The organism is Bradyrhizobium zhengyangense (assembly GCF_022012555.1).
Taxonomy (GTDB): domain Bacteria; phylum Pseudomonadota; class Alphaproteobacteria; order Rhizobiales; family Xanthobacteraceae; genus Bradyrhizobium; species Bradyrhizobium zhengyangense.
On record NZ_JAKLTZ010000006.1, the window covers coordinates 265,151 to 279,633 of the forward strand.

The following is a 14,483-nucleotide window of genomic DNA, read 5'->3' on the forward strand; positions in this document are numbered from 1 at the left end:
ATTCTATTGGTGCGGAAGCAGGCTCAGAACGCTTCCGCCGGCAATTCCATGATGGTGGCGCAGCCGGACTGAATGCGCGCGAGATTGGCCGCGGTCTCCGGCAGCATCCGCTCCATGAAGAAGCGGCCGGTGACGAGCTTGGTCGAGAGATAGGGCGTCGCCCCGCTCTCGGCAATCTTGGCCTGCGTCACCTTCGCCATCTTGGCCCACATATAGCCGAGCGCGACGAAGCCGAAGAGATGCAGGTAATCGGTTGCGGCTGCTCCGGCATTATCAGGCTTCATCATCGCGTTCTGCATCAGCCAGGTCGTGGCCTGCTGCAGATGACCGAGCGAGGTCGAGAGTGGCGTGATGAAGGGCTTCATCGCCTCGTCGCCGCCGTTCTCCTTGGCGAAGGCCATGACCTCGCCGAAGAAGGCCATGATGGCTCGGCCGCCGTCGCGCGGCAGCTTGCGGCCGACGAGATCGAGCGCCTGGATGCCATTCGCGCCTTCATAGATCATGGCAATGCGGGCATCGCGCACGAACTGTTCCATGCCCTGCTCGGCGATGTAGCCGTGGCCGCCATACATCTGCTGCGCCTGCACCGCGTTGGCAAAGCCGTAGTCGGTGAGGAAGCCCTTCAGCACGGGCGTCATCAGGCCCATGTGATCGTCGGCGGCCTGCCGGTCCTTGGGGTCCTCGGAGCGATGGGCGACGTCGCTCTTCAGCGCGGTCCACATCACGAAGGCGCGCGCGGCTTCGTTGAAGGCGCGGATCGAGAGCAGCGTGCGGCGGACGTCAGGGTGCACGATGATCGGATCGGCCGGCTTGTCCGGCGCCTTCACGCCGGTGAGCGCGCGGCCCTGGATGCGCTCGCGCGCGTAGGCGACGGCGTTCTGATAGGCGACCTCGGACTGCGCGAGGCCCTGAACGGCGACGCCGAGGCGAGCCTCGTTCATCATCACGAACATGCCCTGCATGCCCTTGTTCTCTTCGCCGATGAGCCAGCCGGTGGCGTTATCGTAATTCATCACGCAGGTCGAATTGCCGTGGATGCCCATCTTGTGCTCGATCGAGCCGCAGACGACGCCGTTGCGGGCACCGACTGAGCCATCCGGATTCACAAGGAACTTGGGCACCACGAACAGCGAGACGCCCTTGATGCCGGCGGGCGCGCCCTCGATGCGGGCGAGCACGAGGTGGATGATGTTGTCAGCGAGGTCATGCTCGCCGGCCGAGATGAAGATCTTGGTGCCCGTGATCTTGAAGCTGCCGTCGGCCTGACGCACCGCCTTTGTACGGAGCATGCCGAGGTCGGTGCCGCAATGCGGCTCGGTCAGGTTCATGGTACCGGTCCATTCGCCGGCCACCATCTTCGGAACGTAGGTCTGCTTCTGCTCCGGCGAGCCATGAACGATCAGCGCGGCGGTCGCGCCCATGGTGAGGCCGCCATACATCGAGAACGCCATGTTGGCGGAGATCTGGAATTCGTTGACGGCCTGGCTGAGCGTCACCGGCAGGCCCTGGCCGCCAAATTCAGTCGGCGCCGACAGACCGAGCCAGCCGCCTTCCGCGACCTGCTTGAAGGCGTCCTTGAAGCCCTTCGGCGTGGTGACGCTGCCGTCGTCCGCGCGCTTGCAGCCTTCGAGATCGCCCACACGATTCAGCGGCTGCAGCACCTCTTCAGCGAGCTTGGCGGCTTCGCCGAGGATCGCTTCGCGCACGTCGCTCGACGCGTCCGAGAAGCCGGCGAGGTTGTCGTAGCGGTCGATCTGGAAGACGTCGTTGAGCAGGAAGTTCACGTCTTCGACGGGGGCTTTGTAGATCGGCATGGTGGTCTCCCGGCAGGCCTTGAAGTGGTGATGCTGATTAGGATTGGGCGGCCAGTTGCTCCGCCATCAGGCGATGCAGCATGTTGATGGCCTTGAGGGGACGCACCATCACCTTGAAGTGGGTGATGCGTCCCTCGCGATCGAAGGTGATGATGTCGACGCCGTTGATCTCGATGCCGTCGATCATGGTCTTGAATTCGAGCACGGCGCCGCTGTCGCTTCGCCATTCGCCGACATAGGTGAAGCCGGGACCGCCCAGCACCTTCTCGGCGCTGGCGAGATATTTGAAGGTGATGTCGCGCCCGCGCTGCGGCGTGTGCACGACGGGGCTTTCGAACACGGCGTCAGGATGGAGCAGCTCCCACAACGCCTTGGTGTCGTGAGACGTCATGTAGGCGTACCAGGAGTCGAGGCCGGTCATTGTCAGGTGCCTCCCAAAGGGCTTTGGCAAAAACGCGAAAACAACCCCATGCACAGTAGCGCCAAAGGGAGTGCAGGGGGTGCTTGTCCGGGGGTCTGAAGCCCCACCTCATATGCACATTGACGCATATGCGCCGATGCGCATAAAGTCAAGCTGGTTGGTTAAGGGCACAGGGAGGCAGGTCACATGGCGCTGGGCGACGCGATCCTCGCATGCCTGACGGAACGTCCGATGACGGGCTACGAGCTCGCCAAGACGTTCGATTCCTCGATCGGCTTCTTCTGGAAGGCCGACCACCAGCAGATTTACCGCGAGCTCTCCAAGCTGCGCGACCGCGGCTACATCCAGGGCCGCGAGGTCGTGCAGACTGGCAAGCCCAATAAGCTCATTTATACGCTCACTCCGGAAGGCCGAACAGCGCTGCGGCACTGGGCCGCGCGGCCGAGCACGCCGCCCTCGATCAAGGACGATCTGCTGGTCCGGCTGCATGCGCTCGACAGCATCGACATCGGGCCGATCCGCACCGATCTGATGGACCGGCTGGAGCATCACCGCGACCGGCACGCCAATTACGAGCGCATCCTGAAGAAGCGTTTTCCGGACGGGACGGCGGAAGGCCGGCTCGACCTCGGCAATCTGCTGCTACTCAAGCTCGGCGCCCGACACGAGCAGATGGTGGCCGATTTCTGCGAAGAGGCGCTCGAGGCGCTGTCCGCGATATCAGGCAAGGGCACGGTGGTGCCGCTGGAGGACGGCAAGCGGGAGGGGAAGGGTTGAGTCCGCTAGACCGGCAAATTGTCGGTCATCCCGGGCGGCACTTCGCCCTGCGCTGACCGTTCGGCCAGAAGCTCCTTTTCGGCCTCATACCAGAAGGTGTCCATTTTCCCGCTGGGCTCGCCGGCACTTTTCCAGATCTCATAGGCGCGCTTGCGGACGTCTTCCTCGGTCAGACCTGCCATCTTGAGCCATCCTTCGTTGTTGAAGTTCCAAGCTGCCAGCAACCAGAGAGTTCCCGGCAGGGCGAGATTCCGAGCCCATCCAACCAGCGGAGCAGGTCGAGGCCGCCCAACTTTAAGACACCGGCGACGGCTTCCTTAACCCGTTATTTACCGTAACAGGAAAAAGTCGGTCTTCGAGGCAGACGACCCGCGCTAAATCCGATTGTCTTTGCAACTGGCACGCGTGGGGAGACTGGAGGCGTCGGGTGGGGCGCCGGAGTCGGAACCGGACAGAGTCATGAATTCGCGCGTATCGTGGAGTGTTGACGGTATCGATCCATCCGTCAGGGAGCGGGCCGAAGCTGCTGCGCGCCGTGCCGGCATGTCACTCAACGATTGGCTGAACTCCACGCTCGGCGAGACTGCCCCGCCGAACTTTCGCGGGCCTTACGAGCAGCCGCGCCAGGAGCAGCGTCCCGATCCGCGCGCCGCACAAATGCAGAGCCAAGGATTTAGCCAGGAGAGTCGCGAAGTCGCCGACATCCATCAGCGGCTCGACGCGATCACCCAGCAGATCGAACGGATTTCAAAGCCCGCCGCGCCTCGCCAAGGTGAGAGACAGGACTCTTCTCGTGAAAGAGACGTCTCGCGCGAGCAGGGCGTAGCGCGCCAGCTCAACGATGCGATATCGCGGCTCGATGCGCGGCTGTCGCAGATCTCGCGGCCCCAGCAACCGCAGCCGCAGCAGCCTCCGTCGCCGCGCCCGGCTCCTGCGCCCTCCCCCGTTGAAACGCGCCATCGCCAGGCCGATGCGGTCGAGCGCGCGGCGGCGCAGGTCTATCGCAACTCGCCTCCGCTGAGCCCGGCGTCGTTCGACGTCGCCGTTGCCGAGATCACCGCACGGCAGAGCGAGCTTGACGGATTCGCACCGCGGCAGGTGCCGCCGCGCGCCGCGCCGTCGATCGCACCCTCCGCGGCTCCCTACGCGCCTCCGATGGCGCCCATGGCACCGCCCGCGCCTGCCTATGCTCCGCCGCCACCGCAGGCAGGCCCGGATTTCTCCTCGCTCGAGCGCCATCTGCTCAAGATCACGAGCCAGATCGAATCGCTGCAGCGTCCTGACCATACCGAGCAGGCGATCAACGGCTTCCGCGCCGAGCTCGCCGAGATCCGCAACGCCATCACCGAGGCGATGCCGCGCCGCGCGATCGAATCGATCGAGAACGAGATCCGCTCGCTGCACCGTCGCATCGACGAGACCCGCTCCAACGGCACCGACGGCCAGGTGCTGTCAGGCATCGAGCGCGCCCTGTCCGATATCAAGCAGGTGCTGCGCACGCTGACGCCGGCCGAGCAGCTCACCGGATATGACGAGGCGATCCGCAATCTCGGCGCCAAGCTCGACCTGATCCTGCGCGCCAATGACGATCCGTCGACGGTGCGCCAGCTCGAAGGCGCGATCTCCGCGCTGCGCGGCATCGTCTCCAACGTCGCCTCCAACGAAGCATTGGCACGCCTCTCCGAGGACGTGCAGCTGTTGTCGTCTAAGGTCGACCAGGTCAATCGCGCCCCGGACCGCGGCGACAGCTTTGCGGTGCTGGAGCAGCGCATCGCCGCGCTCACCGCCGCGCTGGAAACGCGCGAGCGGCCGCAACCTACCGAGAGCACCGAACATCTGGAAGCCGCGATCCGCGCGCTGTCCGACCGTTTCGACCGCATGCAGGTCGGCAACGACTCCGCCTCCACCTTTGCGCATCTCGAGCAGCGCGTCTCCTATCTCCTGGAGCGGATCGAGGCCACCTCGGATCAGCGCGGCGGCAATTTCAGCCGCGTCGAGGACGGACTGCACGATATCCTCAGGCATCTTGAGCGCCAGCAGGCGACCTATTCCGCGCTCGCGGAGAGCCGCAATTCGGCGCCGCCGCCCGATTCCGGCATGGTCGATCTCGTCAAGCGCGAGCTCTCCGACATCCGCTTCAGCCAGGCCGAGACCAACCGCAGCACGCAGGATTCGCTGGAGGCCGTGCACAACACGCTCGGCCATGTCGTCGATCGCCTCGCCATGATCGAGGGCGATCTGCGCGCGGTGCGATCAGCACCGCCAGCCCCTGCGCCGATGCCGATGGCTGCGCCCATGCCGGCGCCCATGCCGATGGCGGCTCAGCTCGAGCCGGCGCCGATGGCGCGCGAGCAATGGCAGCCGCAGCCGCCGCAACCGAAATTCGATCCGAAGCCCGAGCTGCCGAATCCCGCCGCCCAGCAGCACGCGCATTCCGGCTTCGTCGCCGCGCCGCGCGAATTCCACGCCGCCGCGCCCGCAGCGCCGCCGCCGGTGCCGATGGCACAGCAAGCTACACCGCCTTTGCCGCCGCGGGCGATCAGCGAGATCCTCGAGCCGCACACGGCGCCGGCGCGCGCCGCGATCGCGCCCGAACTGCCGCCGGATCATCCGCTCGAGCCCGGCACGCGTCCGAGCGGCCGCCCCGCCACGCCGTCCGAGCGCATTGCCGCGTCCGAAAGCGCGATCAGCGAAATCCCGGCCGCACCGAAAGAGCCGGTGTCGTCGTCGAGCTTCATCGCAGCCGCGCGCCGCGCCGCGCAGGCTGCCGCCGCGCAGCCGCCCGAGAAGCCCGCCCGCGGCGTCAAGGCCGCGATCGCAGCGCGCACCAAGGACAAGGCTCAAGGAAAAGCACAGGCCGCAGGTTCGGAAGGCGGCTCGACCATCACGTCGAAAATCCGCTCGCTGCTGGTCGGCGCCAGCGTGGTCGTGATCGTGCTCGGCACTTTCAAGATGGCGATGAACCTGCTCGACGGCGGCAGCCCGCCGCCGGCGCCGCAGGCGATGGAAAATACGAGCCAGCCGGCACCACAAGCGCCGCCGCCGGCCGAGAGCAAGCCCGCCGCGCCCGAGCAGGTCACCCCATCGATGACCTCGCCGACGCCGATCGGCAAGCAGTCCCTGAACAATGCTGCGCCAGCGAACTCCGGCAGCACGGCTTCGGTCGAAATTCCCGCGCCCGCTGCGGCAGCCTCGCCGGCTGCGGCGAACAGCGACGTCACCGGCGCGCTGTCGGGCGCGAGCCGTGCGCGGCTCGGTGTCGTCCAGATCCCGCCGAGCGAGAAGCTGCCTGACGGCATCGCCGGTCCCGCCCTGCGCGTCGCTGCAATGAAGGGCGATGCGACGGCGGCCTATGAGATCGGCGTGCGCTTTGCCGAGGGCAAGGGCGTGCCTGCAAATTACGACGAAGCCGCGAAGTGGTACGACCGCGCATCGCAGGCCGGCGTGGTGCCCGCGACCTTCCGCCTCGGCACGCTCTATGAAAAGGGCCTCGGCGTGAAGAAGGACGCCGACATCGCTCGCCGTTACTACACGCAAGCCGCCGAGCGCGGCAACGCGAAGGCGATGCACAATCTCGCGGTGCTCGATGCCGACGGCGGCGGACGCGGCGCCAACTACAAGAGCGCGGCGCAGTGGTTCCGGAAAGCCGCCGATCGCGGTGTCGCCGACAGCCAGTTCAACCTCGGCATCCTCTATGCGCGCGGCATCGGCGTGGAGCAGAACCTGGCCGAATCCTACAAATGGTTCACCCTCGCCGCCGGGCAGGGCGACGCGGACGCGGCGACCAAGCGCGACGACGTCGCCAAGCGTCTCGACCCGCAATCGCTCGCCGCCGCCAAGCTCGCGATCCAGACGTTCAGCGCGGAGCCGCAGCCCGACGACGCCGTCAACGTCCAGACACCCGCCGGCGGCTGGGACAGCGCCCCGCAGGCGACCGCAAGGCCCGCCCCGAAGCCGGTCGCGACGAAGAAATCAGCGTCAGCGGCGCATTGAGCGCGGACAAGTTAACCAAAGAGCGTCCGCATTCTCCTTCGTCGTCGCCCGGCTTGACCGGGCGACCCAGTATTCCAGAGACGCTCGTCAGATAGCTCGCTCTCACACCAACCGCCGCGGCGTACTGGATACCCCGGTCAAGCCGGGGCATGACAGCGGAGCAAGATCACGGCGCCTCGATCACTGTCGGCACGCCGGGCTCCAGCAGCCTCAGCCGCGGTCCGAATCCCAGCACATCAAACGTCTTGCGCAAATCCTCGCCGTTCTGGCGGAAATGCGCCCAGCCTTCGGTGTGCACGGGCACGATCATGGCATCGGGAAAAGCGCGCGCGGTTTCGATGGTGTCGTTGGTGTCCATGGTGAGATGGAACGGGCCGCGAGTCTGCGCGGCGCCGGCGAAGGGCATCACCACACCGCATTTGAAGCGGCGCGCGACTTCGGCGACGCCGTCGAACCAGGTGGTATCTCCGCTGATATAGACGGGACGCGTATCCTTGCGGCTCGACTGCACCACGAAGCCGATGACGTCGCCCGACAGCGGCTCGATGCCGGCAGGACCGTGACGCGCCGGCGTCGCGGTGATGGTCAGCGTGTTGCCGTCGTCGTCCTTCAGATGCGCGGTCGCCCAGGGCGCGAGGCCTTCGACATCGCCACCGAGGCGTTTTGCGCCAGCCTCCGTGGTCAGCGCGCGTGGCGCTTTGAGCACAAATTCGCGGCCGGATTTGTCGAGATTGTCCGAATGCTGGTCGTGGCTGAGCAGCACGGCATCGATGGGGCCGATCGCATCGGCCTTCATCGCCGGGCCGACGGTCTTCTCCAGCTTCACATGCGGCAATTGATAAGCGCCGGGCGCATCGAAGGTGGGATCGGTGAGCAGGCGAAAGCCGTCGATCTCGATCAAGGCGGTGGGACCGCCGATCAGGGTGATGGAAACGGGCATGGGAACTCCTCTTACGCGGCGGGCTTTGCGGGACGCGTCACCAGGTAAATGCCGAGCGCCACCGGAATGATCCCCAGCAGATCGCGCGCCTCGACATGTTCGCCGAGCACGATGAAGGCGAACAGCATGCCGAGCGGCGGCATCAGGAAATGATAGGCACTGGCCGCGGTCGCGCCACACACTTTCAGGAGATGAAACCAGAGCCAGTAAGCGAGGATCGAGCCGCCGAGCACGAGGAACGCGAAGGCGCCGATCAGGCTTGGGGTGACATCGATGGCGTGGACATCCGCGAAGGTCAGCGCGACCGGCGTCAGCACGATGCCGGCCGCGAGATTCTGCACGCCGTTGCCAATCCACAGGCTTCCCTTCGGCGCGAGCAGCTTGAACAGGATGGTGCCGGCGACGATGGAGGCGAGCGAGGCCAGCGTGAAGAGGATGCCGTGCAACGAATCGGTGCCGACCGAGAGCCGGTGCCAGACAATCAGGGTGACGCCGATGATGCCGAGCAACAGGCCGCTGGCCTTGCGCCAGGTCATGCCCTCGCCAAGCAGCAGCGCAGCAAGTGCGGCGGTGAACACCGGATTGGCCGAGACGATCAGGCCGCCGAGGCCGGCGGAGACCGATTGCAGGCCGGTGTAACCGAGCCCGAGATAGAGCGCGTTGTTGGCAATCCCGAGCACGGCGAAGATCACCGCATCGCGCCACGACAACGACCAGTCGCCGCGGATAGAAGTGGTACCGAGGATCAAAATGCCGGCGAGCGAGAAGCGCGCGGCGAGCAGGATCAACGGCGGGCAATGGGTGACGCCGATCTTGCCGGCGACGAAGGCATAGCTCCAGAGCAGGCAGAACAGACCGATGGCGAGCGGCAGGGTGTTGAACCGGCTCCGGGGAGCGGAAAGCGAAGTGGCGAGGGACATGAGGCATTCTCGGATATTTTTCTTCTGGCCCTCGATCTAGGGACCGCCCTTGCCATTTGGAAATTAAATGATTAACTCGAAATCAGTGGATTTTCGAATGAGGCCATCCATGCTCGATCTGGAGCTTCTGCGCAGCTTCGTCTCGGTGGTCGAGGCCGGCGGCTTCACCCGCGCCAGCGAGCGCGTTCACCGCACGCAATCGACGGTCAGCCAGCAGATCAAGCGGCTGGAGGAGGATGTCGGCCAGGTGCTGCTGCACCGGGACGGCAAGGACGTGCGCCCGACCGAGGCCGGCGAGCGGCTGCTCTCCTATGCGCGGCGATTGCTGGCGCTGGCGGAAGAAGCGCGCGACGTGTTGCGCGAACCCGACGGCGGCGCAGTCCGGCTCGGCATTCCCGAAGATTTCGCGGCGTACCGTCTGGCAAAATTGCTGGGCGCGTTCGCACGCTCGCATCCGAACCTGCGGCTCGACGTGCGCGCCGACCAGAGCAAGAACCTCGCCCGCGATCTCGAACGCGGCGAACTCGATCTCGCGCTGTTCAAGCGCGCGGCCGGCGGCAAGGATGCGATCGCGGTGTGGCCGGAGGAGGTGCACTGGGTCACCAGCAAAAGCCATCCCGTCGACGTCAACCTGCCGTCAGTGCCGCTGATCGGCTTTCCGCTCGGCTGCCTCTACCGCGCCGGCGCCATCCACGCGCTGGAAAGCGCCGGCCGCGCCTGGCACATGTCCTACATGTCGTCGAGCCTCGCCGGCATCCAGGCCGCCGTCGCTGCCGGCATGGGGCTGAGCATTTTGTCCGAGATGTCGATTCAATCGGATCACCGCGTCCTGACGGCGAAGGACGGCTTCGCGCCGATCAACAAGACCGAGGTGGCGCTGATGGCCGCGCCGAATGCAAGCTCCGCGACGCTGCGGCTGGCGGATCGGCTCGCGGAGTTCTGCGAGGACGTGCAGGCGAAGGCGGCGTAGGCGCCACGAGGCCGGTGCGTTCCCTCCCCCCTTGTGGGGGAGGGAGCGCAGTTGTGCGCGTCGCGAGAGTCGTAACCCAAATGAGGAGCGCGGCCCTCAGTAACACCTTGACGCCGCATGCACGCGGCGATCGCCGAGCAAATGCGCGACGGGCCGGCGGTAAGGCGCGCAAGCCTCTAGCCTATCCTCAAGCGGTGAGCGCGCCGTAGTTCCACCGCTCGGTCCACCAGGGCCACGCCGCGGGGACGAAATGCCAATTGACTCGTCCCTAAGTTGCAGAGCAAAATTTGCTCACCGGCGCAACCCGCCGATCCCCAGACGTCCATTGCATGTCGACAAATTTCATTTGGGGGACGCAAGTGAGGACGCTCAAGCTCGCAGCCCATGACATGCGCCACGCCGTGCGCGACAAACTGTTTCGTAACAACCAGCCCATAGCGGTCAATCTGCGCTATGCACTGTACCATGCAAAAGCTCGCAGACACTGGAAGCCGAGGGGCATTGGGTCGTCGGACGCGGCGCTTGCGAAGGAGTTCAGCGAGAACGGCTATCTCGCCCTGCCGCCGGCCGCGGCCTTCAACGGCAGCGACGTGGCGCACCAGACAGATGAGCTCTTCGCGAAGCCAGCGAATTGCCACACGTTGATGGACGGTGCGTTCCGACTGATCGACGGCATCGAGCGCCTGCCATCGGTCATGAATGTGTTTGACGCGCAGCTCGAGCACGTGCTCGAAAGCTACTTCCAGTCGCACTTCAAGATTTTCGGCGTCTATTTCTACAGGATCGTGCCGACACCGACGAAGCCGCAGTCGAGCTTCCTCTGGCATCTGGACAATTGTCCGGGTCCCGAGATCAAGCTGATGGTCTATCTCGACGACGTCACCAACGACACGGGCGCTTTCCGGCTCAAGAAAAAGGCGCTGACCGACCAGCTGCGGTCCAAGGGCTTCCGCAATCGCAACCAGATCCAGCGCGTCCAGGCCGACCTGGAGAACGGCGCGACCACGGAAATCATCGAAGGGCCGCCCGGCACGCGCATCCTGTTCGAGAACGGGAAGGTGCTGCACAAGGCTACGTCCCCGCTGCGCGAACATCGCGACGTCGTGTCGTTCGTGATCCTTCCGTCGGACATCCCGTGGCGGGTTCATTTCGCCCGTCACCGGCACCTCGTCTCGACCAACGCCGGCGCGTGCGTCGACCCTTGGACCGACAAGCCGGAACAGGTGGGCTACGACTGATGAGGCAGTGAGCGCGCCGTAGTTTTTCCAGCGCCTGGCGATCCGCCCATCTGCTCGGCTGACCCACCCTACGAGAGCGCGGCCCTTAGTAACACCTTGACGCGGCGATCGCGTGCACGCGGCGGTCGCCGAGGAGATGCGCGACAAAGCCGTTTCTCGGAAAGATCTTCGCAAACGCGGCGTCGCGGATGCTCAGCCCGCCGGCATAGGCGCCGAAGGCGGGCATCACGGCGCGCAGGCCGTCGCTGGCGAAACACCGCCGCTCCATCGAACGGCCGCGCGCGGAGACGCGGGCCTTGGGGTGGAGATGGCCGGCGATCTCGCCAGGCGCACCTGATGGTTCGTGGCGGAAGGTGATCGGTCCAATAGCGACTTCGTCGGCGATGGTGCCGCCGAGATCGCGCGGCAGCATCGGATCGTGATTGCCTGAGATCCAGATCCAGTCGCGCCCGGTTTGGAGCGCGGCGACGGCGGCGCGGTCGTCGGCCGAGAGGCGCTCGTACGCGGAACGATCGTGAAAACTGTCGCCGAGCGCGATGACCGTCCTGGGATTATGGCGGGAGATGACAGCAGCGAGACGGCTGAGCGTTGCCAGCGTGTCGTAAGGCGGCAGCAGCACGCCGCGCGTGGCGAAGCTGGACCCTTTTTCGAGATGCAGATCGGAGACGACGAGCAGGTTCTGCTCGTCCCAGAACAGCGCGCCGGAGAGATCGGCGGCGAAGGTCACATCGCTGATGCTGACCCTGGATACGCGCATGTCCCCGTCATCTCCTGAAACCAGCGCACCCACCGTCACGTCAAAACCTGCTCTATCCCATCGCTTCCTTGACCAGCTCGTTGGCGGCTTCCGCCAACAGCTCGTCTGCAGCTTCGCCATAAACTGACTCGCGGCCGATTTCCAGCATCACGGGGACGGCGAGCGGGGAGACATGATCGAGTTCCCGGTGGGTGATGCGGCCCTGGATGCGCATCAGCATGTCGCTCAGGCGGCGCAGATCGAGCAGGCCGGTGGCAGCATCCGCGCGGGCAGCACGCAGCAGCACGTGATCGGCCTGGTGCTTGCGCAAGACATCGTAGACGAGGTCAGTCGAGAACAGCACCTGGCGGCGGCTCTTCTCTTCGCCGGTGTGGCGGCGCGCGATCAGGCCGGAAATGATCGCGCAATTGCGGAACGTGCGCTTCATCAGGGCGGATTCGGCGAGCCAGGCCTCGAGGTCATCACCGAGCATATCAGGATTGAACAGCGCGTTGAGATCAATGCGGCCATCCCTGATCATGAAGGAGAGATCGCCAAGCCCCCAGATCGCCACCGCATATTCGTTGGCGACGAAACCGAGCGGACGGGCACGCGCGCGCTCGAGCCGGCGCGTCAGCAGCATGCCGAGGGTCTGATGCGCGAGGCGGCCTTCGAAGGGATAGCAGACGATGTAATGCTTGTTGGCGCGCGGGAAGCTTTCGACCAGCAGCTCGCGCACGCCGGGCACGCGGCTGACGTCCTTTTGCAGCGACAGCCAGTCGCGCACCTGCTCCGGCAAGCCCTTCCACGCCCTGAAGTCGTCGAGCAGACGGCGGACGCGTTCGGCGAGATAGGTCGAGAGCGGGAACTTGCCGCCCATATAGGACGGCACTTTCGGGTCCTTGTCATGCGCGCGCGAGACATAGACCTGATCCTCGACCAGGGTCTCGTAACGCACCACCTCGCCTGAGAACACGAAGGTGTCGCCGGGCGAGAGGCCTTCGATGAAAGCCTCCTCGATCTCGCCGAGCAGACGGCCGCCACGCGCGATCACACCCGTGGAGCCGTGACCTCCACCGCGCGAACGCACCAGCCGCACTTTCAGCATATCGTCTTCGACGATGGTGCCGACATTCATCCGGTAGCTCTGCCGCACTTTTGGATTGGCGACGCGCCAGCGGCCCTGCTTGTCCTGCTTGATGCGGGCGAAGCGCTCATAGGTCTTCAGCGCGTAACCGCCGGAAGCGACGAAATCGACGACGTCGTCGAAATCCTGCCGCGACAGGTCGGCGTAAGGCGCGGCGGTGCGGACCTCGGCATAGAGTTCATCGGAGAGGAACGGCTCGCCACAGGCACAGCCGAGCACGTGCTGGGCCAGCACGTCGAGCGCGCCGGTGCGCAAGGGCGGCGTGTCCTGCGCATTCTCCGCGATGGCGTCGATGGCGACGCGGCACTCCAGCACCTCGAAGCGGTTTGCGGGCACCAGAACCGCGCGCGAGGCTTCATCGAGGCGGTGGTTGGCGCGGCCGATACGCTGCATCAGGCGCGAGGAACCCTTGGGCGCGCCGATATTGACGACGAGATCGACGTCGCCCCAATCGACGCCGAGATCGAGCGAGGAGGTGCAGACCACGCCGCGCAGGCGCCCCGCCGACATGGCATCCTCGACCTTGCGACGCTGGGCGACGTCGAGCGAGCCGTGATGCAGCGCGATGGCAAGGCCGTCGTCGTTCATGCTCCAGAGATTCTGGAACAGCATCTCGGCCTGGCTGCGGGTGTTGACGAAAACCAGCGTAGTCTTGTTCTGCTTGATCAGCTCGTAGATTTCAGGGAGCGCGTGACGCGCGCTGTGGCCGGCCCAGGGCAGCCGCTCGCGCGTGTCGAGCATCTCGACCTCCGGCGGCGCGGCGCCGCCGGCGACGACGATGTCGGCCGCTCGCTCCTTGCCCTCGGGCTGCGGCACCAGGAAGCGCGCGAGCTGGTCCGGCTCGGCCACGGTCGCCGACAGGCCGATCGCGCGCATCTGCGGCGCGAGGCGCCACAGCCGCGCAAGGCCGAGCGAGAGCAGATCGCCGCGCTTCGACGTCACCAGCGCATGCAGCTCGTCGAGGACGATACGCTTGAGCGAGGAGAACAGGAACGGCGCGTCGTCGGAGGAGAGCAGCAGCGCGAGCTGCTCGGGCGTGGTCAGCAGGACATCAGGCGGATAGCGCCGCTGTCGTTGGCGGCGCGACACCGGCGTGTCGCCGGTGCGGGTCTCGACCTTGATCGGCAGGTTCATCTCCGCGATCGGCCGCTCCAGATTGCGGGCGATGTCGACGGCGAGCGCTTTCAGCGGCGAGATGTAGAGCGTGTGCAGGCCGGCGCTGCGCTGAACGCTACGGCCGGTGGAGACCACGGATTTCGCGGGAGAAGTCGGCGCAGTGCTCAATTCCACCAGCGTCGGCAAGAATCCCGCCAGCGTCTTGCCGGCGCCGGTCGGCGCGATCAGCAGTGCCGAACGGTCCTCGCGCGCCTTCGCCAGCAGCGCGAGCTGATGCTCGCGCGGCGACCAGCCGCGGGCCGCGAACCATTGCTGGAAGCGGTCGGGCAGCAGCGCGGCCGGCTCGGCCGGGATTTTGAGGATGCGGGGCGGCACGGCGTAAGAGGTAAGCCGTGGGACAGGGTTCGTCGA

General features: G+C 65.8%; 11 protein-coding genes. 4 read left to right on the forward strand and 7 right to left on the reverse strand.

The genetic code is table 11. The features are described 5' to 3' along the window. Positions 1-23: 23 nt before the first annotated feature. Together L6639_RS24075 and L6639_RS24080 are read right to left on the reverse strand one after the other, a co-directional pair. On the reverse strand, positions 24-1,814 hold the full coding sequence (locus L6639_RS24075; protein ID WP_237864113.1) for an acyl-CoA dehydrogenase C-terminal domain-containing protein: 1,791 nt from the start codon (positions 1,812-1,814) through the stop codon (positions 24-26). A 37-nt stretch (positions 1,815-1,851) separates the two neighbouring features. Next, on the reverse strand, positions 1,852-2,235 hold the full coding sequence (locus L6639_RS24080; protein WP_237864114.1) for a nuclear transport factor 2 family protein: 384 nt from the start codon (positions 2,233-2,235) through the stop codon (positions 1,852-1,854). A gap of 186 nt (positions 2,236-2,421) precedes the next feature. Here L6639_RS24080 and L6639_RS24085 point away from each other — a divergent pair, with 186 nt between their 5' ends. After that, on the forward strand, positions 2,422-3,012 hold the full coding sequence (locus L6639_RS24085; protein ID WP_237864115.1) for a PadR family transcriptional regulator: 591 nt from the start codon (positions 2,422-2,424) through the stop codon (positions 3,010-3,012). Between the two features lie 5 nt (positions 3,013-3,017). Here the strand turns inward: L6639_RS24085 and L6639_RS24090 are convergent, their stop codons facing one another. Beyond that, positions 3,018-3,194 carry a DUF2934 domain-containing protein gene (locus L6639_RS24090; RefSeq protein ID WP_237864116.1) on the reverse strand — a complete coding sequence of 59 codons (177 nt, stop codon included), beginning with the start codon at positions 3,192-3,194 and terminating at the stop codon, positions 3,018-3,020. 277 nt (positions 3,195-3,471) lie between these two features. On the opposite strand from L6639_RS24090, the gene L6639_RS24095 reads away from it, so the two are divergent. Further along, on the forward strand, positions 3,472-7,005 hold the full coding sequence (locus tag L6639_RS24095; protein WP_237864117.1) for a tetratricopeptide repeat protein: 3,534 nt from the start codon (positions 3,472-3,474) through the stop codon (positions 7,003-7,005). A gap of 166 nt (positions 7,006-7,171) precedes the next feature. Here the strand turns inward: L6639_RS24095 and L6639_RS24100 are convergent, their stop codons facing one another. After that, on the reverse strand, positions 7,172-7,945 hold the full coding sequence (locus L6639_RS24100) for an MBL fold metallo-hydrolase (RefSeq protein ID WP_237864118.1): 774 nt from the start codon (positions 7,943-7,945) through the stop codon (positions 7,172-7,174). Between the two features lie 11 nt (positions 7,946-7,956). Beyond that, positions 7,957-8,865, reverse strand: coding sequence for a DMT family transporter (locus L6639_RS24105; protein ID WP_237864119.1), 909 nt, complete (start codon positions 8,863-8,865; stop codon positions 7,957-7,959). A 109-nt stretch (positions 8,866-8,974) separates the two neighbouring features. Between L6639_RS24105 and L6639_RS24110 the strand changes: the two genes are divergently transcribed. Beyond that, positions 8,975-9,835 carry a LysR family transcriptional regulator gene (locus L6639_RS24110; RefSeq protein WP_237864367.1) on the forward strand — a complete coding sequence of 287 codons (861 nt, stop codon included), beginning with the start codon at positions 8,975-8,977 and terminating at the stop codon, positions 9,833-9,835. Between the two features lie 359 nt (positions 9,836-10,194). Next, the gene (locus L6639_RS24115) at positions 10,195-11,073 is read left to right on the forward strand and encodes a phytanoyl-CoA dioxygenase family protein (protein WP_237864120.1); all 879 of its coding nucleotides are present in this window, start codon (positions 10,195-10,197) and stop codon (positions 11,071-11,073) included. 85 nt (positions 11,074-11,158) lie between these two features. Here L6639_RS24115 and pdeM read toward each other — a convergent pair whose 3' ends face one another. Together pdeM and L6639_RS24125 are read right to left on the reverse strand one after the other, a co-directional pair. After that, positions 11,159-11,830, reverse strand: a complete 672-nt coding sequence (gene pdeM / locus L6639_RS24120; RefSeq protein ID WP_237864121.1) for a ligase-associated DNA damage response endonuclease PdeM — start codon at positions 11,828-11,830, stop codon at positions 11,159-11,161. Between the two features lie 52 nt (positions 11,831-11,882). After that, entirely contained in the window at positions 11,883-14,447 is a 2,565-nt protein-coding gene (locus L6639_RS24125) for a ligase-associated DNA damage response DEXH box helicase (RefSeq protein WP_237864122.1), read from the reverse strand. Positions 14,448-14,483 lie beyond the last annotated feature (36 nt).

Bases quoted from the DNA above. Each gene is read 5' to 3' on its own strand.
- L6639_RS24110 (WP_237864367.1), top strand. From the start codon at position 8,975: ATGCTCGATCTGGAGCTTCTGCGCAGCTTCGTCTCGGTGGTCGAGGCC.
- L6639_RS24100 (WP_237864118.1), bottom strand. From the start codon at position 7,945: ATGCCCGTTTCCATCACCCTGATCGGCGGTCCCACCGCCTTGATCGAG.
- L6639_RS24090 (WP_237864116.1), bottom strand. From the start codon at position 3,194: ATGGCAGGTCTGACCGAGGAAGACGTCCGCAAGCGCGCCTATGAGATC.
- L6639_RS24085 (WP_237864115.1), top strand. From the start codon at position 2,422: ATGGCGCTGGGCGACGCGATCCTCGCATGCCTGACGGAACGTCCGATG.
- pdeM (WP_237864121.1), bottom strand. From the start codon at position 11,830: ATGCGCGTATCCAGGGTCAGCATCAGCGATGTGACCTTCGCCGCCGAT.
- L6639_RS24105 (WP_237864119.1), bottom strand. From the start codon at position 8,865: ATGTCCCTCGCCACTTCGCTTTCCGCTCCCCGGAGCCGGTTCAACACC.
- L6639_RS24080 (WP_237864114.1), bottom strand. From the start codon at position 2,235: ATGACCGGCCTCGACTCCTGGTACGCCTACATGACGTCTCACGACACC.
- L6639_RS24075 (WP_237864113.1), bottom strand. From the start codon at position 1,814: ATGCCGATCTACAAAGCCCCCGTCGAAGACGTGAACTTCCTGCTCAAC.
- L6639_RS24095 (WP_237864117.1), top strand. From the start codon at position 3,472: ATGAATTCGCGCGTATCGTGGAGTGTTGACGGTATCGATCCATCCGTC.